This window comes from Caballeronia sp. EK (genome assembly GCF_014384845.1).
Lineage (GTDB): Bacteria > Pseudomonadota > Gammaproteobacteria > Burkholderiales > Burkholderiaceae > Caballeronia > Caballeronia jiangsuensis.
The window spans coordinates 567,463-588,653 of record NZ_JACSUE010000003.1 but is presented as its reverse complement, the minus strand read 5'-3'; the positions used below and the strand labels follow the sequence as shown (position 1 = coordinate 588,653).

General features: G+C 65.6%; 21 protein-coding genes. 9 read left to right on the top strand and 12 right to left on the bottom strand.

Annotation, left to right across the window (positions count from 1 at the left end):
- Positions 1–128 precede the first annotated feature (128 nt).
- Genes tsaB through IAG25_RS11430 form a run of 4 tightly spaced genes read left to right on the top strand, consistent with a single transcriptional unit; the run spans position 129 to position 3,283 of the window.
- On the top strand, positions 129–908 hold the full coding sequence (gene tsaB / locus IAG25_RS11445; RefSeq protein ID WP_187604935.1) for a tRNA (adenosine(37)-N6)-threonylcarbamoyltransferase complex dimerization subunit type 1 TsaB: 780 nt from the start codon (positions 129–131) through the stop codon (positions 906–908).
- Complete coding sequence (rimI, locus tag IAG25_RS11440) at positions 905–1,399, top strand: ribosomal protein S18-alanine N-acetyltransferase (RefSeq protein WP_187604934.1); 495 nt, start codon at positions 905–907, stop codon at positions 1,397–1,399. Before tsaB ends, rimI begins: the two co-directional genes overlap by 4 nt.
- Positions 1,386–2,306 carry a uracil-DNA glycosylase gene (locus IAG25_RS11435; protein WP_187604933.1) on the top strand — a complete coding sequence of 307 codons (921 nt, stop codon included), beginning with the start codon at positions 1,386–1,388 and terminating at the stop codon, positions 2,304–2,306. Before rimI ends, IAG25_RS11435 begins: the two co-directional genes overlap by 14 nt.
- Positions 2,306–3,283, top strand: coding sequence for a DUF1853 family protein (locus IAG25_RS11430; RefSeq protein WP_187604932.1), 978 nt, complete (start codon positions 2,306–2,308; stop codon positions 3,281–3,283). Before IAG25_RS11435 ends, IAG25_RS11430 begins: the two co-directional genes overlap by 1 nt.
- 12 nt (positions 3,284–3,295) lie before the next feature.
- Here the strand turns inward: IAG25_RS11430 and thiD are convergent, their stop codons facing one another.
- Genes thiD through lplT form a run of 4 tightly spaced genes read right to left on the bottom strand, consistent with a single transcriptional unit; the run spans position 3,296 to position 6,923 of the window.
- Positions 3,296–4,108: a bifunctional hydroxymethylpyrimidine kinase/phosphomethylpyrimidine kinase gene (gene thiD / locus IAG25_RS11425; RefSeq protein ID WP_187604931.1), complete on the bottom strand. Its 813-nt coding sequence runs from the start codon at positions 4,106–4,108 to the stop codon at positions 3,296–3,298.
- A gap of 7 nt (positions 4,109–4,115) precedes the next feature.
- A complete protein-coding gene (gene thiE, locus IAG25_RS11420) occupies positions 4,116–4,763 on the bottom strand; it encodes a thiamine phosphate synthase (RefSeq protein ID WP_187604930.1) in 648 nt (215 codons plus the stop codon).
- A gap of 2 nt (positions 4,764–4,765) precedes the next feature.
- On the bottom strand, positions 4,766–5,581 hold the full coding sequence (thiM, locus tag IAG25_RS11415; protein ID WP_187604929.1) for a hydroxyethylthiazole kinase: 816 nt from the start codon (positions 5,579–5,581) through the stop codon (positions 4,766–4,768).
- Positions 5,582–5,615: 34 nt separating this feature from the next.
- Positions 5,616–6,923, bottom strand: coding sequence for a lysophospholipid transporter LplT (gene lplT, locus IAG25_RS11410; protein ID WP_035503501.1), 1,308 nt, complete (start codon positions 6,921–6,923; stop codon positions 5,616–5,618).
- A gap of 281 nt (positions 6,924–7,204) precedes the next feature.
- Between lplT and alr the strand changes: the two genes are divergently transcribed.
- The 3 genes from alr (at position 7,205) to IAG25_RS11395 (ending at position 10,128) form a co-directional block, all read left to right on the top strand.
- Positions 7,205–8,275, top strand: a complete 1,071-nt coding sequence (gene alr, locus IAG25_RS11405) for an alanine racemase (protein WP_187604928.1) — start codon at positions 7,205–7,207, stop codon at positions 8,273–8,275.
- Between the two features lie 41 nt (positions 8,276–8,316).
- Positions 8,317–9,702: a DNA repair protein RadA gene (radA, locus tag IAG25_RS11400; protein ID WP_187604927.1), complete on the top strand. Its 1,386-nt coding sequence runs from the start codon at positions 8,317–8,319 to the stop codon at positions 9,700–9,702.
- 162 nt (positions 9,703–9,864) lie between these two features.
- On the top strand, positions 9,865–10,128 hold the full coding sequence (locus IAG25_RS11395) for a DUF2866 domain-containing protein (protein WP_187604926.1): 264 nt from the start codon (positions 9,865–9,867) through the stop codon (positions 10,126–10,128).
- On the opposite strand, the gene IAG25_RS11390 is transcribed toward IAG25_RS11395, so the two are convergent.
- Together IAG25_RS11390 and IAG25_RS11385 are read right to left on the bottom strand one after the other, a co-directional pair.
- Positions 10,125–11,144, bottom strand: coding sequence for a CaiB/BaiF CoA transferase family protein (locus tag IAG25_RS11390; RefSeq protein WP_187604925.1), 1,020 nt, complete (start codon positions 11,142–11,144; stop codon positions 10,125–10,127). The genes IAG25_RS11395 and IAG25_RS11390 overlap by 4 nt on opposite strands.
- 15 nt (positions 11,145–11,159) lie before the next feature.
- Positions 11,160–13,100 (bottom strand): ATP-binding cassette domain-containing protein, encoded by a 1,941-nt coding sequence (locus IAG25_RS11385; RefSeq protein ID WP_187604924.1) that lies wholly within the window; start codon positions 13,098–13,100, stop codon positions 11,160–11,162.
- A gap of 158 nt (positions 13,101–13,258) precedes the next feature.
- On the opposite strand from IAG25_RS11385, the gene IAG25_RS11380 reads away from it, so the two are divergent.
- Positions 13,259–13,750 (top strand): glutathione peroxidase, encoded by a 492-nt coding sequence (locus IAG25_RS11380; protein ID WP_187604923.1) that lies wholly within the window; start codon positions 13,259–13,261, stop codon positions 13,748–13,750.
- 13 nt (positions 13,751–13,763) lie between these two features.
- Here IAG25_RS11380 and cls read toward each other — a convergent pair whose 3' ends face one another.
- The 6 genes from cls to dapC form a co-directional block, all read right to left on the bottom strand.
- Positions 13,764–15,254: a cardiolipin synthase gene (gene cls, locus IAG25_RS11375; RefSeq protein ID WP_187604922.1), complete on the bottom strand. Its 1,491-nt coding sequence runs from the start codon at positions 15,252–15,254 to the stop codon at positions 13,764–13,766.
- A 122-nt stretch (positions 15,255–15,376) separates the two neighbouring features.
- On the bottom strand, positions 15,377–16,261 hold the full coding sequence (gene prmB, locus IAG25_RS11370) for a 50S ribosomal protein L3 N(5)-glutamine methyltransferase (protein ID WP_187604921.1): 885 nt from the start codon (positions 16,259–16,261) through the stop codon (positions 15,377–15,379).
- A 32-nt stretch (positions 16,262–16,293) separates the two neighbouring features.
- Complete coding sequence (gene dapE / locus IAG25_RS11365; protein WP_187604920.1) at positions 16,294–17,430, bottom strand: succinyl-diaminopimelate desuccinylase; 1,137 nt, start codon at positions 17,428–17,430, stop codon at positions 16,294–16,296.
- Between the two features lie 99 nt (positions 17,431–17,529).
- Complete coding sequence (locus tag IAG25_RS11360; protein ID WP_061117578.1) at positions 17,530–17,901, bottom strand: ArsC family reductase; 372 nt, start codon at positions 17,899–17,901, stop codon at positions 17,530–17,532.
- Positions 17,902–17,903: 2 nt separating this feature from the next.
- The gene (gene dapD, locus IAG25_RS11355; RefSeq protein WP_187604919.1) at positions 17,904–18,731 is read right to left on the bottom strand and encodes a 2,3,4,5-tetrahydropyridine-2,6-dicarboxylate N-succinyltransferase; all 828 of its coding nucleotides are present in this window, start codon (positions 18,729–18,731) and stop codon (positions 17,904–17,906) included.
- Between the two features lie 46 nt (positions 18,732–18,777).
- Positions 18,778–19,995 (bottom strand): succinyldiaminopimelate transaminase, encoded by a 1,218-nt coding sequence (gene dapC / locus IAG25_RS11350; protein ID WP_187604918.1) that lies wholly within the window; start codon positions 19,993–19,995, stop codon positions 18,778–18,780.
- Positions 19,996–20,188: 193 nt separating this feature from the next.
- Between dapC and IAG25_RS11345 the strand changes: the two genes are divergently transcribed.
- Positions 20,189–21,166, top strand: coding sequence for a DMT family transporter (locus IAG25_RS11345; RefSeq protein ID WP_187604917.1), 978 nt, complete (start codon positions 20,189–20,191; stop codon positions 21,164–21,166).
- Positions 21,167–21,191: the final 25 nt, after the last annotated feature.

Genomic DNA, 21,191 nt, shown 5'->3' with positions numbered 1-21,191 from the left:
GCAAGCGAGGCGGGCGAGACAGGTCGAGGCTTTCCTCCAACCGAGGATGCCTACCAGACGCGATCCGGATCGCGCCGCCTGTGCGGATGGCGCGAATGCGGCGCATGTCCCGCATTACAATACCGGCTATGACACGCACCGTTTTGCTCGCCCTCGATACGTCGACAGAGTTTTGCTCCGTCGCGCTCCTGCTCGCCGACACCGCTTCCGCCGCCGTTCAACCTGCCGTCGCACCGCAATATTCAAGCGGCGACACGCGCGTCTGGTTTCGCCACGAGGCGACCGGCGCCGTTTCGAGCACACGTCTTTTGCCCGCCGTGCGCGAGCTATTCGATGACGCCGGCCTCGCGCTCGCTGATTGCGCCGCGATCGCATTCGGTGCGGGCCCCGGCTCGTTCACTGGCCTGCGCACCGCGACGGGCGTCGCGCAAGGGCTGGCGTTTGGCCTGAGCGTGCCGGTCGTGCCGGTGAGCACGCTGCTCGCCTGCGCGGAAGGCGTGCGGCTGAACGATCCGTCGGTCCCGCCGCGCGTACTCGCGGCGCTCGATGCCCGCATGGACGAGGTGTACTGGGCCGACTTCGAATTCGATGCCGTCGCAGGCGATTGGCGCACGCTGCACGGCGCCGCACTCGATGCACCCGGCGCGCTCCCGCTGCCTGACGTGCCGTTCACGCTCGCCGGCAATGCAGCGGCGGCGTTCGGCGATCGCCTGCCGGCGGTGGCCGCCGCCGCGCGTGTCGATCGTGAGGCGTTACCGCATGCTTTGCCGCTCGCGCTCATCGGCTTGCGTGCGTTGCGGGCGGGTCGCACGGTCGCGCCCGAGCACGCCGCGCCGGAATACGTGCGCGACAAGGTCGCCCAGACGACGGCGGAGCGCATGCGGGCTCGCGAGGAGGCGATTCGGTGAGCGGGGTGCTGCTGGCCGATCGGTATCTCACGCCGATGACCGAAGCCGACCTCGACGAAGTCGCCGCGGTCGAAAAGCTCGCCTACGAGTTTCCCTGGAGCCGCGGCAATTTCCAGGATTCGCTGCGTAACGGCTATTACGGCGTGTGTTTGCGCCATGTGACCGGCACGCTCATCGGTTATTGCGTGCTGATGCCTGTCGTCGACGAGATGCATCTGCTCAATCTGTGCGTCGCGCCGGCGGCGCAGCGCGCGGGCGCGGGACTCACGCTGCTGCGCGAAGCGGTGCGCATCACGCGCACGGAGAAGCTCGAAGGCGTGCTGCTCGAAGTGCGGCCGTCCAATCCACGCGCGATCCAGCTATACGAGCGCTTCGGCTTCACGGCTATCGGACGCCGCAAGAACTATTACCCCGCGCGGCATCGCTCGCGCGAGGACGCAATCGTCATGCGTCTGTCGTTTTCGAAGGAGAGTGCGCATGGCGCTCGATGAATCGTTGATTGAAGAACTGGGGATCGGGCCGGTCTGGGTGCGGCGGGGTGTCGTCTCCGTGGCGCCTGTCGAGGCGGTTGAGTCGGTTGAATCCGTTGAATCCGTTGAATCCGCCGCGCCGGAGCCGGAAGCGCCCGCGCCCGTCGAAATGCGGCAAGCGCCGAAGCCCGCCGAGCCGTCGTCGCCCGTCGTCGTGCAGCCGGAATCCGACGTACCGCCGCTGGACGCCTACGACGATCTTCCCTGGACCGACGACGCGCCCGCGCACGCCGAAGCCGCCGCCGTCGAAGCACCGAGCGACGTCCACACGCTCGACTGGGATGCGCTCGCCGAACGCGTCGCGAACTGCGAGCGCTGCCGGCTGTGCGAGCGCCGCACGAACACGGTCTTCGGCGTCGGCGATCGCGAAGCGGACTGGATGCTGATCGGCGAAGCGCCGGGCGAGAACGAGGACAAGCAGGGCGAACCGTTCGTCGGCCAGGCCGGCAAGCTGCTCGACAACATGCTGCGCGCGCTCACGCTGTCGCGTCAGTCGAACGTCTATATCGCGAACGTGATCAAGTGCCGCCCGCCCGGCAACCGCAATCCCGAACTCGATGAAGTCGCGCGCTGCGAGCCGTATCTGCAACGGCAGGTCGAGCTCGTGAAGCCGAAGGTCATCGTCGCGATGGGGCGCTTCGCCGCGCAAAGTCTCCTTAAGAACGAGGCCAGCATCGCGTCGATGCGCGGACGCGTGCACGAGTACCGCGGCGTGCCGGTCATCGTCACGTATCACCCGGCCTATCTGTTGCGCAGCCTTCAGGACAAGTCGAAGGCGTGGGCCGATCTCTGCCTCGCGCGCAACACGTATCGCGAGGCGCTCGCCGCGCTCGGCGTCGAGCAAGGAGCGCAGAAGGGCGGCGTCTGATGGCCACGCAGGCGAGCGAGCTCACGCGACTCGTCGATCGTTTCGACGACGTCACGGTCCGCGATCTCGCCTGGCTGCTTTTTGCGCCCGATCTATTGCGCGAGAGCGACGTGCCTCTCGCGCATCCGCTCGCCTCGACACAAGAGCGCGACGCAACGCTCGACTGGCTCGCGACGCTCGATGCCGCGCCGCAGCCGCTCCACGATCACGCGCGCGATCCCAAGCTCACGCGCCTCGGCATCTACGCCGAGAGCCTCATCCGATTCTTCCTCTCGCACGGACCGGCGGCGCGCCTCGTCGCGGCGAACGTGCCTTTGCGACGCCAGCGGCGCACCATCGGCGAATGCGATTTTCTGCTCGAATCGGCGAACGGCGTCCGGCTGCACTGGGAACTGGCGGTGAAGTTCTACCTGCATATCGGCGATGCCGATGCAGCCAGTGCCGTGCGTCTGTCCGACTATGTCGGCCCGAATCTCCAGGACCGCTTCGATCTGAAGCACGCGCGGCTCGTCACGCATCAGCTCGCCATGACCTCGCGCGCGGAATTCGCCGCGCTCGGCTTCGAAGGGCCGTGGCGTGCGCAGTTGTTCATCAAGGGGCGGCTCTTCTATCACGGCGTCGGCGACGCGCATGTCGAGCCGGCGCCCGAGATCGGCGCGAGTCATTTGCGCGGATGGTGGCTGACGGCGTCGGAATGGCGCGAGGCGCGGGCGAACGTATCGGACGATGCGCGCGCGTGGGTCGTGCAGCCGCGCATGGCGTGGCTCGCGTCGCGGCGTCTCGATGCGGCCGCCGCCGCGACGCTGATCGCGGAATCGGATGCGATCCGCGCGCGTCTGGAAACGACCATCGCGCCGACGATGATCGCGGCTTATGCGCGTGACGACGCGGGGAAATGGATCGAGGAATCGCGCGGTTTCATCGTGCCGGACGACTGGCCCGCGCGTGCGCGCGAGTTCGCCGCATCGGCGCCCTGATTGCCGCGCCGATTACCACCAGCGATAGAAGTGATGCACCGGACCGACGCCGTGACCGACGTCGAGCCGCACGCTCGCCTCGATCGCGCCGGTCAGATAGCGCTTTGCTTCGGCCGTCGCGCTCGCGAGATCACCGGTTTGCGGGATCAGCGCGGCGATCGCCGACGACAACGTGCAGCCCGTGCCGTGCGTATTCTTGAGCGGCACGCGCGCGCCGCCGAGCCTGAGCGAACCGCTCGCCTCGATGAGCCAGTCGGGACTGTCGGATGACGCGAGATGGCCGCCCTTCATCAGCACGGCCTGCGCGCCGAGCGCGCGCAATGCGTCGCCCTGACGGACCATCGCGTCTTCATCGACGGCGCTTTCGACGCCGAGCAGCGCGGCCGCTTCCGGCAGATTCGGCGTGACGAGCGTCGCGAGCGGCAGCAGTTCGTCGCGCAGCGCGGCGACCGCGTCCGGCGCGAGCAGCGCGTGATTGCTCTTCGAGATCATCACGGTATCGAGCACAACATGCTTGGGCCGATGACGCTTCAGCGCATCGGCGACCGCGCGTACGATGCCCGCGTTCGCCAGCATGCCGATCTTCACGGCATCGATGCGAATGTCGTCGAACACAGCGTCGAGTTGCGCGGTGATGAACGCCGGTTCCGGCGCATGGACCGCCGTGACGCCGCGCGTGTTCTGCGCGGTAAGCGCCGTGACGACGCTCGCGCCGTACGCGCCGAGCGCGGAGAAGGCCTTCAGATCGGCCTGGATGCCCGCGCCGCCGCCCGAGTCGGAGCCTGCGATCGTGAGCACGTTGGGAATGGTTTTCGTGGCGGACATATCGAGATCAGATTCGGGCGCGCAGGACGGTGGCACGCAATGCCGCGGCGGCTTCGCGCGGGTCGGCGGCCTTGCAGATGGCCGAGACCACGGCGAGACCGGCGGGCTTCGCGCGCATCACGTCGGCGGCGTTATGCGCCTGGATGCCGCCGATCGCCACGGTCGGCAAGCGCGCGGCGGCGCAGATTTCAGCGAGGCCGTCGATGCCACAAGGCGTGGAGGCGTCGGTTTTCGTCGGCGTCGCGTACACCGGTCCCGCGCCGAGATAGTCGATGACGCCCGCGAGCTTTTGCGCGTCCGCGGTTTCATCGAGATTCGATACCGACAAACCGATTAGCGCATCCGGCCCGAGCAACCGACGCGCGGCATCGGCGGGAAGATCGCGTTGCCCGATATGCACGCCATCGGCGCCGACGGCCAGCGCGACATCGACATGATCGTTGATGACGAACGGCACGTTGTGCGCGCGCGTGATCGGCAACACCGCGCGCGCGAGGTCGAACCACGCGCGCTTGTGCCATTCGGGTGCGCGCAGTTGCACGATGGTCGCGCCGCCTTCGAGCGCGGCGCGCGCGACGGCGATCGTGGCATCGTGGCCGCCGCACTGCACGGGATCGAGCACGAGATAGAGCGAGAGATCGAACGAAGCGCGCATGATCATCCGGAAACGATATCGCGCTGCACGAGCGTTTTCTCGAACGCTTCGGCATCGAGCGAGGCGAGCCGGTCCAGATACGCGACGGCAAAGCTGCCGGGCAGGGCCGCGTCGCGCGCGGCGAGTTCGCCCGCGATGGTCGAATACGCGATCGCGGCGACCGTCGCGGCCCAGAACTCGTCGCGATCCGATGCCGTGCCGACGAACGCCGCGACCGTCGCGGAGAGCGCGCAGCCGACGCCCGTCACGCGCGTCATCAGCGGCGAGCCGTTCGACAGCGCGATCACGCGGCGGCCATCGGTCACGTAATCGGTCTGGCCCGTCACCGCGACCACGGCCTGCGTCTTCAGCGCGAGGACTTGCGCGGCATCGAGCGCGGCATCGGTGGCGGCGGTGCTGTCGACACCGCGCCCGCTCGCGGCGCCGCCCGACAGGCTGATGATCTCCGACGCGTTGCCGCGAATCACCGCGGGCTTCGAATCGAGCAGATCGAGCGCGAACTCCGTGCGGAACGCGAGCGGACCGACCGCGACCGGATCGAGCACCCACGGCTTGCCCGCGCCGTTGGCGGCCTCGACGGCGGCGCGGATCGCGCGGCTCTGCGGCACGTCGAGCGTGCCGAGATTGACCGACAGCGCATTGGCGATGGGCGCGAACTCGCCGACTTCCTCGCGCGCGACAACCATTGCCGGCGCGGCGCCGATCGCGAGCAGCACGTTCGCGGTGAAGTTCGTGACGACGAGATTCGTCAGGCAGTGCACGAGCGGCGCGCGTTCGCGCACGCGATTGACGAACGAGAAGAGGTCGGCGGCGAGCATGATGGAGTCGATCGAAATGAAGGCGCGCGACGTCTCAGTGCCGCGCTTCGCCGATCAGCGCGACCGAATCGAACGCGCGCTGATTGGCCTGATGCCGCCGCATCACGAAGTACATCATCAGGCAGACGAACGAGCCGAACAGCACGATGACGAACTGGATCGGCATGTCGAGCCACACGAGCACCGCGTAGAGGCACAGCATGACGAGCACCGAGAGGTTCTCGTTGAAGTTCTGCACGGCGATGGAATGTCCGGCGGAAAGCAGCACGTGTCCGCGATGCTGGAGCAGCGCGTTCATCGGCACGACGAAAAAGCCCGACAGGCCGCCGACGATCATCAGGAACAGATACGCGACGAGCAGATAGCCGGGGAAGTGCATCTTGCCGAAGTAGATGCCCCAATGCGCGGGAAAGAGGTGGCGCGTGTAGAAGGCCATCAGCATGACGGCGAGGCCCATGATGATGCCCACAGGCAGCACGCTCAACGAGCGCTTGAGCGGCACGCGCGCGGCCGCGAGCACCGCGCCCACCGCGACGCCGACCGCGATCACCGCCTGCAGGATCGCCGCCTGGGAAAGCGTCATGCCGAGCGACACTTCGGCCCATTTCAGCACGATGAATTGCAGCGTCGCGCCCGCGCCCCAGAAGAGCGTCGTGACGGCGAGCGAGATCTGGCCGAGCTTGTCGCGCCACAGCACGAGAAAACAGTCGGCGAAATCGGTGATGAGCTTGAGCGGCCGCGTTTCCTGCTTCGGATAGCGTGCGCCGGTGTCGGGAATGCGCAGGTTGAACATCGCGGCGACGATGTACATCAGCACGATCACGAGCATCGCGGCTTCGGCGGGCGTGTGGATGCGCGGAATGTTCAGCGACAACAGGTGACTCGCGATATGCGGGCTGATGAGCGCGCCGCCCATCACGGTGCCGAGAATGATCGAGCCGACGGTCGTGCCTTCGATCCAGCCGTTCGCGGCGACGAGTCGGTCGGCTGGCAGGAGTTCGGTGAGAATGCCGTACTTCGCCGGCGAATACGCGGCGGCGCCGAAGCCGACGATGCCATACGCGAGCAGCGGATGCGCGCCGAAGAGCATGGTCAGGCAACCGACGACCTTGATCGTGTTGGTCACGAACATCACGTGGCCCTTGGGCCGGGAATCCGCGAAAGCACCGACGAAAGCCGCGAGAATCACATACGACAGGACGAAGAACAGCTTGAGCAACGGCGTCATCCAGTTCGGCGCGTGAAGGTCTTTCAGCAGTGCAATGGCAGCGATCAGTAGAGCGTTGTCGGCCAGCGAAGAGAAAAACTGCGCGGCCATGATGGTGTAAAAACCTTTTTTCATCTGATCCGAAGCTTTCCTCACTGCGGGTGATCCGCCCCGGGCGCCTGTCATGCGCTCGGGCTTATGCCTTTCGAAATGGGTTGTGCGCACGGCTTTATAACACGAAAATAGGCGCATTCTGACTAGCAGTAATCTCGATCGCGCGAGAAATGACACGTTCGTGCCTGAGATTCCTCATAAGATACTGATTCGCAAGGTGTCCCGGTCGGAGCAGCGCGACGCGTCCCGCTGTCGTATGCTCACCTTTTGGACCGCACTCACTGCAATTCCACCAAACGCTCATGCCTCGCCCCCTTTCTGCAACGATCCACACCGCCGCACTCGCCAACAACCTCGCCATTGCACGCAAGTACGCGCCGAAATCCAAGATCTGGGCCGTCGTCAAGGCCAATGCGTATGGCCACGGACTCGCGCGAGCGTTCCCCGGCTTGCGCGCAACAGACGGCTTTGGCCTTCTCGACCTCGAAGAAGCCGCGAAGTTGCGTGAATTGGGCTGGGCGGGACCGATTCTTTTGCTGGAAGGCTTTTTCCGGCCGACCGACATCGACGTGATCGACCGCTACAGCCTGACTACGGCCGTGCACTGCGACGAGCAGTTGCGCATGCTGGAAATGGCGCGCCTCTCGAAGCCCATCAACATCCAGCTGAAGATGAACAGCGGCATGAACCGCCTCGGCTACACGCCGGAAAAGTTCCGTACCGCGTGGGAGCGGGCGCGCGCCGTGCAGGGCATCGGTCAGATCACGCTCATGACCCATTTTTCCGATGCCGACGCCCCGCGCGGCATCGCGCATCAACTCGAGGCGTTCGAGCGCGGCGCGGAAGGCATTTCGGGCGCGCGCAGCCTCGCCAATTCGGCGGCGGTGCTGTGGCACCCGGGCGCGCATGTCGACTGGGTGCGGCCGGGCATCATGCTGTACGGCGCGTCACCGTCGGGCGTGACCGCCGATATCGCCGGCACCGGGCTCAAGCCCGCGATGACGTTCCAGTCCGAGCTGATCGCCGTGCAGACGGTCGATGCGGGAAGCAGCATCGGCTATGGCTCGACGTATACGGCGGGCACATCGATGCGCGTCGGCGTGGTCGCGTGCGGCTACGCGGACGGCTATCCGCGCGTGGCGCCGGAAGGCACGCCGGTGATCGTCGATGGCGTGAGGACGAAACTCGTCGGCCGCGTATCGATGGACATGCTGACCGTCGACCTCACGCCGTGCCCGGGTGCGGGCATCGGTTCGCGCGTCGAACTGTGGGGCGCGAATCTGCCGATTGACGACGTCGCCAGCGCGGCGGGCACCATCGGCTATGAACTCATGTGCGCGATCGCGCAGCGCGTGCCGGTGCGCGCGGAATAACTCTTTCAGCGTCAACGACGCAATTCGAAGCAAGGCTCTGTGTGGCGAAAGCAGCAAAAGCAAAAACGCTCTATACGTGTAGCGAATGCGGCGGACAGTCGCCGAAATGGACGGGCCAGTGCGCCGCGTGCGGGGCGTGGAACACGCTGGTGGAATCGGTGGAGCAAGCGGCGTCGGCGCATCGCTTTCAGGCGCTCGCGAAGAGTTCGCCTGTGCGCAAGCTCGCTGAAATCGAGGCGTCGGACGTGCCGCGCTTCACGACCGGCGTCGGCGAGTTCGACCGCGTTCTGGGCGGCGGTCTGGTGCCGGGCGGCGTGGTGCTGATCGGCGGCGATCCGGGCATCGGCAAATCGACGCTGCTGTTGCAATCGCTCGCGGAAATCGCCCGCGAGCGCCCCGCGCTCTACGTGAGCGGCGAGGAATCCGGCGCGCAGATCGCGTTGCGCGCGCAGCGGCTCGGGTTGATCGGCGAAGCGAGCGCGGTCGGCGATCTTGGATTGCTGGCGGAAATCCAGCTCGAAAAAATTCAGGCGACCATCGACGAGCAACGGCCCGAAGTCGCGGTGATCGACTCCATTCAGACCATCTACTCGGAAGCGCTGACGTCCGCGCCCGGCTCGGTCGCGCAGGTGCGCGAGTGCGCGGCGCAACTGACGCGCATCGCCAAGCAGACGGGCACGTCGATCATCATGGTCGGGCACGTGACGAAGGAGGGCAGTCTCGCGGGGCCGCGCGTGCTCGAACATATCGTCGATACCGTGCTGTATTTCGAGGGCGACACGCATTCGTCGTTCAGGCTCGTGCGCGCGTTCAAGAATCGCTTCGGCGCGGTCAACGAGCTCGGCGTCTTCGCGATGACGGAGAAGGGCTTGCGCGGCGTGGCGAATCCGTCGGCGCTGTTCCTGTCGCAACACGAGCAGAGCGTGCCGGGTTCGTGCGTGCTCGTGACCCAGGAAGGCTCGCGGCCGCTTCTGGTCGAGGTGCAGGCGCTCGTCGATACGGCGCACGTGCCCAATCCGCGCCGGCTCGCGGTCGGTCTGGAGCAGAACCGGCTCGCGCTGTTGCTGGCCGTGTTGCACAGGCACGCGGGCATCGCGTGTTTCGATCAGGACGTGTTCCTGAACGCGGTCGGCGGCGTGAAGATCACCGAGCCCGCCGCCGATCTGGCCGTGCTGCTCGCCATTCACTCGTCGATGCGCAACAAGCCGCTGCCCAAGGGCCTCATCACGTTCGGCGAAGTGGGGCTGGCCGGTGAAATCCGGCCCTCGCCGCGCGGTCAGGATCGTCTGAAGGAAGCCGCCAAGCTCGGCTTCTCGATTGCGCTGATTCCGAAGGCGAACGCGCCGAAACAGGCGATCGACGGCCTGAAGGTGATCGCGGTGGACCGCATCGAGGAAGCAATCGACCGCGTTCGCGATCTCGAATGACGAAGTGATCGGGCCCTTCGTAACGGGGCGTAAGAATCTGGTTGCTCTATGTAACCCAAGCGAGGCGCGGTTTTTCTATCCTTACGGGGCTACGGACCTGGCCAACTTTGCTCGAGGCAGTTCAAAAGGCGAAGGGGCTGGAAGGATCGAGAGGACCACGCATTGAAACACTCAAAATCAACCCGGCTGAAGCCCGCGTTCCATCTGCGCGGATGCCGCGTCTCGGCGCCGCTTCAGCAGCCTTGGGGCAGCGGTTGCCGGATCGTCGAATGGATCGACGAGCAAGGGCAGATCTCGCGCCGCGTCGTCGCGGCCGATATCACCGAGGATCAGGTCGTCGCGACCATTCGCCAGCATGTGACGGGCCGCAAGCACGTGCTCGTCGACGACGAGCACCAGCCGCGCCAGGTTCTGCCCCGGCGTTAGGCTTCCCGAAAGAGCGGATGCGCTGCCGCTTCGGCGGGCGTGAGCACGGGCGCAACGCAGCAGTCGAGCGGTTCCAGCAGCGTCATCCATTCGTCGCGCGTGCGCTCACGAAAGCGCGCGGCAAGCTGCGCCGACAATTCCGCCGCGTCCGCTCCGCCGATCGCCTGTCCGAGACTCCAGTGCCGCGTCGCCCAGTCGGGACGGCCGAGCGCCTCGCACAAGGTCTGCCAGAACTTCAGTTCCAGTGCGCCGACCGCGACGAAGCGGTCATCGCGCGTGCGATACACGTCGTAGCAGGGCACGCCGCCGTTCAGGAGGCCTGCTCCGGCCCGCGTCCCCGCTTCGTTGGCATTGGCGAGCGCGATATGCGCCATCACGTTGTGCGCGTGCGTCGCGTGCGTCATCGAGACATTCAGGCAGCGGCCTTCGCCGCCGCGTGCGACATGCCACGCCGCCGCGAGTATTTCCATGACGGCCGAGAGCGCGCCGCCGAGCAGATCCGCCAACTGAAAGTTCGGCGCGACAGGCGTGCCGTCACGCGTCGCGAGCTGATCGAGCACGCCCGCATACGCGATGTAGTTCAGGTCGTGACCGGCCTTGTGCGCAAACGGGCCGTCGCTGCCGAAGCCCGTGATCGCGCAGTAGACGATCTTCGGATTCGCGTCGCGCAACACGTCATAGCCGACGCCCAGCCGCGCCATCACCGAAGGGCGGAAGCTTTCGACCAGAACATCCGCGTCGCGCGCGAGCTCGATCAGCTTCGCGCGGCCTTCGTCCGTTTTGAGATCGAGCGTGAGTTGCCGCTTGCCGCGATTGACGATGCGATAGAACGCGCTCGGCGTGTCGTTTTGCCGGTCGGCTTCGGTTTGCAGCATCGTGCGCGCGTAGTCGCCTTCGCCGGGCGGCTCGATCTTGAGCACGTCGGCGCCGAGCTCGGCGAGCCGCAAGGTGGCGACGGGACCCGGGAGAAGCCGCGTCAGATCGAGCACGCGCAGGCCGGTAAGAGAAGGCGTCAAGTCGTCGATCTCCGGTTATGAGCCGATCTGCTCCAGTTCCTCGTGCGTTTCGAGCCACTCCATTTCGAGCGTTTCGAGGCGCGCATTGACTTCGCCCTGACGGCGGATCGTCTCGGTGAGTTTCGTTTTCATCGCGGCTTCGTAACTCGCGGGCTCGGCGACGAACGCATCGAGCTGCGTCTTCTCCGCGTTGAGCTTTTCCATCTCCTTCTCGATCTTCGCGATGCGCGATTGCAGCGGCTTCCTCAGATGCGCAAACTTTTGCCGCTCCTGAGCTTCCTGCCGGCGCTGCTCCTTGCGATTGAGCCCGCTGTCCTGCGCGTCGCCCGCTGCCGCGCCGCCCGCTTCCTTCGCCGCCGCGCGCGTCTCGGCGGCGTGTTGCAGGAGCCAGTCGCGGTAATCGTCGAGATCGCCGTCGAAAGGATTCAGACGATGCTTCGCGACGAGCATGAAGGTATCGGTGGTCGCGCGCAGCAGATGCCGGTCGTGCGACACGAGAATCAGCGTGCCCTCGAACTGCGCGAGCGCCATGGTCAGCGCGTGGCGCGTTTCGAGGTCGAGGTGGTTGGTCGGCTCGTCGAGCAGCAGCAGATTCGGCTTCTGCCAGATGATGAGCGCCAGCGCGAGCCGCGCCTTCTCGCCGCCCGAGAAGGGCGCGATTTTCGCCGTCGCCATCTCGCCGGAAAAGTTGAAGCTGCCGAGGAAATCGCGCAGTTCCTGCTCGCGCGTGTCGGGCGCGAGGCGCGCGAGATGCTGAATCGCGGAATCGTCGGGGCGCAGGGTTTCGAGCTGATGCTGCGCGAAATAGCCGATTTGCAGGCCTTTGCCCTGTCGCACGTCGCCGGAAAGCGGTTCGAGCGTCTGCGCGAGCGTCTTGATGAGCGTGGACTTGCCCTGGCCGTTCGCGCCGAGCAAGCCGATGCGCTGGCCGTTCTGGATCGACAGCGTCACGCCCTCGACGATCGGAATCTCGCCGCCCGCGTCGTTGTGATAGCCGCAGCGCACGCTCTCCATGACCATCATCGGATTGGGCGCGGCATCGGGCTCGCGGAATTCGAACGTGAAGGGCGAACTCGCATGCGCGGGCGCGATGAGCTCCATCTTCTCCAGCGCCTTCACGCGGCTTTGCGCCTGCTTCGCCTTGGTTGCCTTGGCCTTGAAACGGTTGATAAAGCTTTGCAGATGCTCGACGGTCTTCTGCTGCTTTTCATACGCGCTTTGCTGCAACGCGATCTGCTGCGCGCGCAGCACTTCGAACTGGCTGTAGTTGCCGCCGTAACGCTTCACCTGACGATTCTCCAGATGCAGCGTGACATTGCAGACCGAATCGAGAAACTCGCGGTCGTGCGATATGACGACGAGCGTGCCCGGATAGCGCCCGAGCCAGTCTTCCAGCCAGACGATGGCGTCCAGGTCAAGGTGGTTGGTCGGTTCGTCGAGGAGCAGCAGGTCGGACGGGCACATCAGCGCCTGCGCGAGATTCAGCCGCATGCGCCAGCCGCCCGAGAAGCTCGTTACCGGCTCTCGCGTCTGCTCGAGCGTGAAGCCGAGGCCGAGCAGAAGCGTTTCGGCGCGCGCGGGCGCGGTGTAGCCGTCGGCGTCGGCGAAGGCGGCGTGGGCTTCGGCTTCGGCGGCGCCTTCGTGCGCGGCTGAGGCCGCCGCGATACGCGCCTCGATGTCGCGCAGATGCGTGTCGCCGTCGAGCGTGTAATCGAGCGCGCTGCGGACCACCGCGGGCGTTTCCTGCGCGACATGCGCGATGCGCCACGACGGCGGCATCGAAAAATCGCCGCCGTCCGCGTGCAGCTCGCCGCGCAGCACGGAAAAGAGCGTGGACTTGCCCGCGCCGTTCGCGCCGACGAGACCGGCTTTCTCGCCCGGGTTGAGCGTGAAGCTCGTGTCTTCGAAGAGCGGCTTGGTGCCGCGGGACAAGCTGAACTGATTGAAACGGATCACGTCGGAGGGGCGGCGAAGGGGCGCGGCTTTTGAGGGAAAGCGCTATTTTAGACCGGACCGCCTGCGAGGCAGGGGTCGGCCGTTCGGCCAATGGCAGACGAACGCGCGCCGGGTTAGCATCGCCTATCTCTCATCGACTTCATTTCGCGGAGCACGCCATGAGCGCAGCCAACGAAGGCATCTACGGCTTCACGGCCGAAACACTCGACGGCTCGACCGTCGGTCTCGACACCTACCGCGACAAGGTGCTGCTCATCGTGAATACGGCGAGCGAATGCGGTTTCACGCCGCAGTACAAGGGTTTGCAGGAGATCTACCAGCAATTCTCGGCGCGCGGTTTCGAGGTTCTCGGTTTCCCGTGCAACCAGTTCGGCAAGCAGGAACCGGGCGACGCCGGGCAGATCGGCGCTTTCTGCGAGAAGAACTACGGCGTCACGTTTCCGATGTTCGCCAAGATCGAGGTGAACGGCGCGAACGCGCATCCGCTCTACAAATACCTGAAGGACAAGGAGCCGGGCCTGCTCGGCATCGAGGCGATCAAATGGAACTTCACGAAGTTTCTCGTCGATCGCAAGGGAAGTGTCATCAAGCGTTATGCGCCGCAAACGAAACCGGAGTCGATCACCGAGGACATCGAGAAGCTGCTCTGAGCGTCGGGCGCGCTCACAGGATCGGCGAGAAAAGGCGCGCAACGTGCATCGCCATGCGCCGCCAGAACGCCTTGCCGCGATAGTCGTCGCTGTCGATCTCGAAGGATTCCGCGAAGTCCGCGAGCAGCATCGATTCGACCTGGCTCGCGAACGCGCGATCGACCGTCAGCACCGTGATCTCGAAGTTCAGGCGAAACGACCGGTTGTCGAGATTCGCGCTGCCGATCGAAGCGGCGATGTCGTCGACGAGCACGACCTTCTGATGCAGAAAGCCCGGCTGGTAGCGAAAGATGCGCACGCCCGCCTGGACGAGATCGTACGCATAAAGCCGTGACGCCGCGAACACCACGCGATGATCGCGCCGGCTCGGAATCAGGATGCGCACGTCCACGCCGCGCATCACCGCGAGCCTCAACGCCGAGAACACGGCTTCGTCGGGAATCAGATAGGGCGACGTGATCCAGATACGTTCGCGGGCCGCGTTGATCGCCTCGACGAAAAAGAGCGAGCAGGTTTCCTGTTTGTCGGCGGGGCCGCTCGACAGCACCATGCAGTGCATGTTTCCGTCCGAATGCGGCGCGGGGCCGAGTTCGGGCAAGCGCTGCGTCGCCCAGTACCAGTCTTCGGTGAACACGAACTGGATGCTCGCGACCGCCGGACCGCGCACTTCCACGTGCGTGTCCCGCCACGGCGAAAGCCGCGGATTGCCGCCGAGATATTCGACGCCCACGTTATGCCCGCCGACGAACGCGCACTTGCCGTCGACCACGACGATCTTCCGATGATTGCGGAAGTTGATCTGAAAGCGATGCACGAACTTGCGCGTGGCCGCGAACGGATGCGCCTCGACGCCGCCCGCGCGCAACGCGTTCACGTAGCGATGCGGCAGGTCGAAGCTGCCGATGCTGTCGTAAAGGAAGTACACGCGCACGCCCGCCTGGGCCTTTTTGATGAGCGCGTCCTTGAGTTTGTCGCCGAGTTCGTCGGCGCGCACGATGAAGAACTGCACGACGACATAGCGTTCTGCCGCGGCGATCGCTTCGAGGATCGCGTTGAAGGTGGCGTCGCCATTGATAAGCACGCGCGCCGAGTTGCCGCGCAGGAACGGCATGCCGGAGAGCCGCTGCAACGTGCGGATAGTCGGATTGCCGAGATAGGCCGCCGGTCCCGGCGCGATCTCGCCGCGCGCGCCGCTGGCATCGACGAGCGCTGCCGTTTCGGGCGCATCGCTGCGTGCGCCCGAGTCCCATTCAGCGGGTTTCGAGCGGCTGCGCAGGATTTCGATTTCCAGCCGCCGCTCGTCGATATAGCCCGCGAACTTGCTGCGGCCGAGAAAGAGGTAGGGAATCAGCGTGAAGTAAGGCATCGCGACGAGCGACACCGCCCACGCCACCGCGCCTTGCGACGTGCGAGTGTTGATGACGGCATGGATCGCGGCGATCACGCCGAGGACATGCGCGGCCATCACGAGCGTGCCGAGGTGTAGCCAGTCGGATGCTTGCATAGGCGCGAGAGGGAGCGAAGTGCTTCGCTAATGGCGATTTGCCATCTTACCCAACCCTTCCGCGCGAAGTGTTGGCGAACGTTGCCGCGTGCGTCGCCGCAACGTTCTGTCAGGCAGAGGGTTTACGCCGGGAGATCGGCGGCCTGGATCAGGAACACGTTGTCGTCGCCGGCGCTGGTCGAGAGCCAGACGAGATCGAGGCCGCCGAGTGCGGCTTCGACGTTCGGCCGCTCGTTGCCGATTTCGACGACGAGCACGCCGTCCTCGGTCAGCCAGTTGCGCGCGTCGCGCACGATGCGCCGCACGACGTCCATGCCGTCCGCGCCGCCCGCGAGCGCGAGTTCGGGCTCGTGGCGGTACTCTTCCGGCAGCGCCTGCATCGCCTGTGCGTTGACGTAGGGCGGGTTGGTGATGATCACCTCGTAGCGCGCGGACGGCAGCGGCGCGTACAGGTCGCCTTCGTAGAGACTCACGCGCTCGCCGAGTCCGTATTCGTCGACGTTGCGGCGCGCGACCGCGATCGCATCGGCGGAGATGTCGACGGCATCGACATCGGCGTTCTCGAAGGCCTGCGCCGCGAGAATCGCAAGACACCCCGAGCCGGTGCACAGTTCGAGCACGCGCGTGACCTGATCCGGATCGGCGACATACGGCTGCAAGCCGTCCTGCAGCAGTTCGCCGATGAACGAGCGCGGCACGATCACGCGCTCGTCGACATAGAAGCGGCGGCCGTGCATCCAGGCTTCCTGCGTGATGTACGCGGCGGGAATGCGTTCCTTCGCGCGGCGCTCGATCACTTTCATGACGGCGTCGATTTCCTCGTCGAGCAGGCGCGCGTCGAGGAACGGGTCGAGCGTGTCGAGCGGCAGATGCAGCGTATGCAGGATCAGATACGCGGCTTCGTCGTAGGCATTGGCCGAGCCGTGGCCGAACGACAGGCCTGCTTCGGTGAAGCGCGAGACGCCGAAGCGCAGCAGGTCGCGCACGGTGGTGAAGGGCAGCGCCATCGAAGGCTCCTTTTTATTGTGTGAGATTGAATTCAGGCAATCAGTGCTTCGAGCACGCGCCGGTACACGTTCTTCAACGGCTCGATGAAGCGCACTTCGACATGCTCGTCGATCTTGTGAATCGTGCCGTTGGGCGGGCCGAACTCCACGACCTGATCGCAGATGCGCGCGATGAAGCGTCCATCGGAGGTGCCGCCCGTGGTAGACAGTTCGGTGCGCACGCCGGTTTCATCGGCGATGGCTTTTTCGAGCGCCTCCGACAGCGCGCCGCGCGGCGTGAGAAAGGGCAGGCCGCTCACGATCCATGTCAGATCGTAGTTGAGGCCGTGCCGGTCGAGAATCGCGTGCACGCGGCTTTGCAGGCTTTCGACCGTGCTCGCCGTCGAGAAGCGGAAGTTGAACATCAGTTCGGCGTGGCCGGGAATGATGTTGGTCGCGCCGGTGCCGGAGTGCAGGTTCGACACTTGCCAGGTGGTCGGCGGGAAGTATTCGTTGCCGTCGTCCCAGCGCTCGGCGACGAGTTCTGCGAGCGCGGGCGCGAGCAGATGCACCGGATTCTTAGCGAGATGCGGATACGCAATGTGTCCCTGCACGCCCTTGACGACGAGCTTGCCCGTCATCGAGCCGCGCCGGCCGTTCTTGACCATGTCGCCGAGCGTGGCGTTCGATGTCGGCTCGCCGACGATGCAGTAGTCGAGCCGTATGCCGCGCGCCTGCAACGCTTCGACGACCTTGATCGTGCCGTCGGTCGCGGGGCCTTCTTCATCGCTCGTGATGAGAAACGCGAGCGTGCCGCGATGCTCCGGATGCTTTGCGACGAACTCTTCGCTCGACACGACGAACGCCGCGAGCGACGCCTTCATGTCCGCCGCGCCACGGCCGAAAAGCTTGCCGTCGCGGTGAGTGGGCGTGAAGGGCGGCGAGGTCCATTGTTCGAGCGGGCCGGTCGGCACGACATCGGTGTGGCCGGCGAACGCGAGCAATCTGGCCGAAGCGTCCGTCCCGCGCTTCACGGCCCACAGGTTGGTGACGCCGCCCGATTCGATCGTTTCACATTCGAAGCCGATCGCCGCAAGCCGCTCGATCATGAGCGCCTGACAAGCCTGATCGTCGGGCGTGACGGATGCGCGTTCGATCAGCGCTTCGGTGAGGGAGAGGGTGCCGGACATGGTCGTATTGAATCGATACGATAAAAAAATGCCGGCGCGCAGGCCGGCACTCGTAGCAATCTTGCGATGACCGTCGAGTTCACAGTCATCGCGTTCACTTCAGGCGAAGAGCGTTTCGTACTGCTCGGCGGAAAATCCGAGCGTCTTCACGCGCCCGTTCACGACGACGACCGGCCGCTTGATGATCGACGGCTTGTGGATCATCAGCGCGATCGCGCCGCCGGTCGTATCGGCTTCGGCCTTGTGCACGTCGGACAAGCCGCGCCACGTCGTGCCGCGCTTGTTGATGAGCTGGTCGAGCGGCACGTCCTTCAGCCAGTCCTGGATCAGCGCGTTCGACACGCCAGCCTTCTTGAAGTCGTGAAACTCGAACGGCACGCCGTGCTCTTCCAGCCACACGCGCGCTTTCTTCACGGTGTCGCAATTCGGGATGCCGTAGACGACCGTGGTCGGGGTCGAGCCGCGCGCCACGATCAGTCGCCTCGCAGCAGTTCGTTCAGGCCGACCTTCGCGCGCGTCTTGGCATCGACCTTCTTGACGATCACCGCGCAGTACAGGCTGTGCGAGCCGTCCTTCGAAGGCAGATTGCCCGCCACGACGACCGAGCCCGCCGGAATGCGGCCGTAGCTGACTTCGCCGGTTTCGCGGTCGTAGATCTTGGTCGACTGGCCGAGATACACGCCCATCGAAATGACGGAATTTTCTTCGACGATCACGCCTTCCACCACTTCCGAACGCGCGCCGATGAAGCAGTTGTCCTCGATGATGACCGGGTTCGCCTGCAGCGGCTCCAGCACGCCGCCGATGCCCACGCCGCCCGACAGATGCACGTTCTTGCCGATCTGCGCGCACGAGCCGACGGTGGCCCATGTGTCCACCATCGTGCCTTCATCGACATACGCGCCGATGTTCGTGTACGACGGCATCAGCACGACGTTCTTCGCGATGAACGAGCCGCGGCGCGCGATGGCCGGCGGCACGACGCGAAAGCCGCCCGCCGCGAAGTCTTCGGCCGTGTAGCTGGCGAACTTCGAGGGCACCTTGTCGTAGAACTGGGAGTAGCCGCCCGCGGGCATCGGCGCGTTGTCTTCCAGGCGGAACGACAGCAGCACGGCTTTCTTCAGCCACTGATTCACGATCCAGTCGCCGTCGCGCTTCTCGGCAACGCGCATCTGGCCTTTGTCGAGCTGCTCGATGGCGTGCGCGACGGCTTCGCGGACTTCGGCGGGCGCGGCCTTGGGCGACAGCTCGGCGCGGTTTTCCCAGGCGGTATCGATGATGCTCTGAAGTTGTTGCGACATAGTGGTATCAAGGATGGAGGATTGGACCGGCTGCGCTCAACGTAAGTCAGGACTTGAGCGAGCGGCAGAATTCGACGATGCGGCGGGCTCCTTCGACACATTCCGCGGTTTCGGCCACGAGCGCGATACGCACGAAACCTTCACCGGGATTCGTACCGTGCGCGGAGCGAGCGAGAAAAGAGCCCGGCAGAACCGTCACATTATAGTCGGCGTACAGGCGCGCCGCGAACTCGGTATCCGTGAGCCCGGTGCCCGAAACGTTCGCCCAGAGGTAGAACGCGGCGTCGGGCAGGCGCACGTCGAGTACGTCGGCGAGCATCGGCGTGACTGTCTGGAATTTTTTCAGATACTTCGCGCGGTTGTCGCGCACGTGCGTTTCATCCTGCCACGCGACGACGCTCGCGCGTTGAAATACCGTCGACAGCGCCGCGCCGTGATACGTGCGATAGAGCAGGAAATCCTTCAGGACCGACGCATCGCCCGCGACGAAACCCGAGCGCATGCCGGGCACGTTCGAGCGCTTCGACAGGCTCGACAACATGACGAGGCGATCGAAACAGCGATCGAGCAGCCGCGCCGCTTCGAGGCCGCCGAGCGGCGGATGGCCTTCGTCGAAATAGATTTCCGAATAGCACTCGTCCGACGCGATCACGAAGCCGTGTTTGTCCGACAGCGCGAAAAGCTCGCGCCAGTTGTCGAGCGTGAGCACCGCGCCCGTCGGATTGCCCGGCGAGCATACGTACAGCAGTTGCGTGCGCGCCCAGATGTGATCGGGCACCGCGGAATAGTCGCACGCGAAGTTGCGCGCCGGATCGCTGTTCAAGAAGTACGGCTCGGCGCCCGCGAGCAAGGCCGCGCCTTCGTAGATTTGATAGAACGGGTTCGGACAGAGTACGATGGGCGGTTCGGCGGCGCTGGCCGTGCGGCTGTCGATCACGGTCTGCGCGAGCGCGAAGAGCGCTTCTCGCGAGCCGGACACGGGCAGCACCTGCGTCGCCGCATCGATCGATGCGAGGCCGTAGCGCTGCATCACCCACGCCGCGATCGCCGCGCGCAACGGCTCGCTGCCGAGCGTCGCCGGGTACGACGCGAGGCCGTCGAGCGAATCGATCACGGCGTCGCGGATCAGCGCGGGCGTCGGATGCTTCGGCTCGCCGATGCCGAAGCTGATCGGCGTGAATCCCGCGCGCGGCTCGATGCCCTTGAAGAGCGCGCGAAGCTTTTCGAACGGATAAGGCTGAAGTTTCTTGAGAAGTGGATTCACGGCGTGACCGGTAAGCAGTGAGCGATGCGCGCGAGGCAAATAGCGCCTGCGAGCGCGGCATCGGAAGACATCGAACGGACGCGAAGCAAGCCTGGGATTATAGCGCGCGGCCTTGGCCCGGAAACGGACAGCGGCGCGCGACACGAAGGACGACAGTACGAATGACCGTAACAAAAACAGATGAGGCGCTGGCATGACCCGCGGCCTCAGCAATGCATGGCCGACGCTCGCGATCATGCTGGGCGCGTCGGTGTGGGGTCTCGTCTGGTATCCGATGCGCATGCTCGCCGCGATGGGCCTCTCCGGCACGGCCGCCAGCGCGACGACGAGCGCCGCCGCGTGCGTCTTCGTGCTGCTCGCGAAACGCCGCTCGATCAGCACGCTCTCCTGGCACTGGCTGCTGGTCGCGCTCGGCGTGGCGGCGGGCGTGACCAATATCGGTTTCGTGTGGGGCGCGATCCACGGCCAGGTGATGCGCGTGCTGCTGCTCTTCTATCTGACGCCCGCGTGGACCGCGATCTTCGCGCACTTCATCCTCAAGGAGCGCCTGACCCGCGCCGATGCGGCGCTCTCGCTGCTTTCGCTGGCGGGCGCCGTGACGATGCTGTGGTCGCCCGAGCTCGGCATGCCGCTGCCCGCCGATCTCGCGGAATGGGCCGGTCTCATGGGCGGCATGGGCTTCGCAATGAGCAACGTGCTCGTCGTCAAGGTCACGCGCACCTTGCCCGCGATGAAGCCCGAGATGCGCACGGCCGTGATCTTCGGCGGCGCGGCGCTGATCGCGTCGCTCGTCACGTGTTTCGAGCCGATGCCCGCGCCGCCCGCCGCCGCGCTGTTGCCCACCGTGACGCTGATCGTGATCGGGCTGGGCGTCGTGCTCGCGGGCAACAACATGATCGTGCAGATCGGGCTCGCGCGCGTGCCGGCCAATCGCGCGTCGATCATCATGCTCTTCGAGCTCGTCGTCACCGCGCTCTCGGCGTGGCTCTTCGCAGGCGAAGTGCCCGGCCCGCGCGAATGGGCGGGCGGCGCGTGCATCGTCGTGGCGTGCGTGCTGTCGGCATGGGTGCATCGGCAGGGCGGGCAGCGCTCGTCTCCCGCGTCCGAAGCGCCCGAGATCGCCAAAGACGCGCCGGAAAGCAAAAAGAAATCGACTCGCGCGATGGTATGATGGTGTCCGCTTCGCCGGGACACGC

Excerpts from the sequence above, each read along its gene's own strand:
- tsaB (WP_187604935.1), top strand. The coding sequence starts at position 129 with ATGACACGCACCGTTTTGCTCGCCCTCGATACGTCGACAGAGTTTTGC.
- IAG25_RS11435 (WP_187604933.1), top strand. The coding sequence starts at position 1,386 with ATGGCGCTCGATGAATCGTTGATTGAAGAACTGGGGATCGGGCCGGTC.
- IAG25_RS11430 (WP_187604932.1), top strand. The coding sequence starts at position 2,306 with ATGGCCACGCAGGCGAGCGAGCTCACGCGACTCGTCGATCGTTTCGAC.
- thiD (WP_187604931.1), bottom strand. The coding sequence starts at position 4,108 with ATGTCCGCCACGAAAACCATTCCCAACGTGCTCACGATCGCAGGCTCC.
- thiE (WP_187604930.1), bottom strand. The coding sequence starts at position 4,763 with ATGCGCGCTTCGTTCGATCTCTCGCTCTATCTCGTGCTCGATCCCGTG.
- thiM (WP_187604929.1), bottom strand. The coding sequence starts at position 5,581 with ATGCTCGCCGCCGACCTCTTCTCGTTCGTCAATCGCGTGCGCGAACGC.
- lplT (WP_035503501.1), bottom strand. The coding sequence starts at position 6,923 with ATGAAAAAAGGTTTTTACACCATCATGGCCGCGCAGTTTTTCTCTTCG.
- alr (WP_187604928.1), top strand. The coding sequence starts at position 7,205 with ATGCCTCGCCCCCTTTCTGCAACGATCCACACCGCCGCACTCGCCAAC.
- IAG25_RS11380 (WP_187604923.1), top strand. The coding sequence starts at position 13,259 with ATGAGCGCAGCCAACGAAGGCATCTACGGCTTCACGGCCGAAACACTC.
- cls (WP_187604922.1), bottom strand. The coding sequence starts at position 15,254 with ATGCAAGCATCCGACTGGCTACACCTCGGCACGCTCGTGATGGCCGCG.
- prmB (WP_187604921.1), bottom strand. The coding sequence starts at position 16,261 with ATGGCGCTGCCCTTCACCACCGTGCGCGACCTGCTGCGCTTCGGCGTC.
- dapE (WP_187604920.1), bottom strand. The coding sequence starts at position 17,430 with ATGTCCGGCACCCTCTCCCTCACCGAAGCGCTGATCGAACGCGCATCC.
- dapD (WP_187604919.1), bottom strand. The coding sequence starts at position 18,731 with ATGTCGCAACAACTTCAGAGCATCATCGATACCGCCTGGGAAAACCGC.
- IAG25_RS11345 (WP_187604917.1), top strand. The coding sequence starts at position 20,189 with ATGACCCGCGGCCTCAGCAATGCATGGCCGACGCTCGCGATCATGCTG.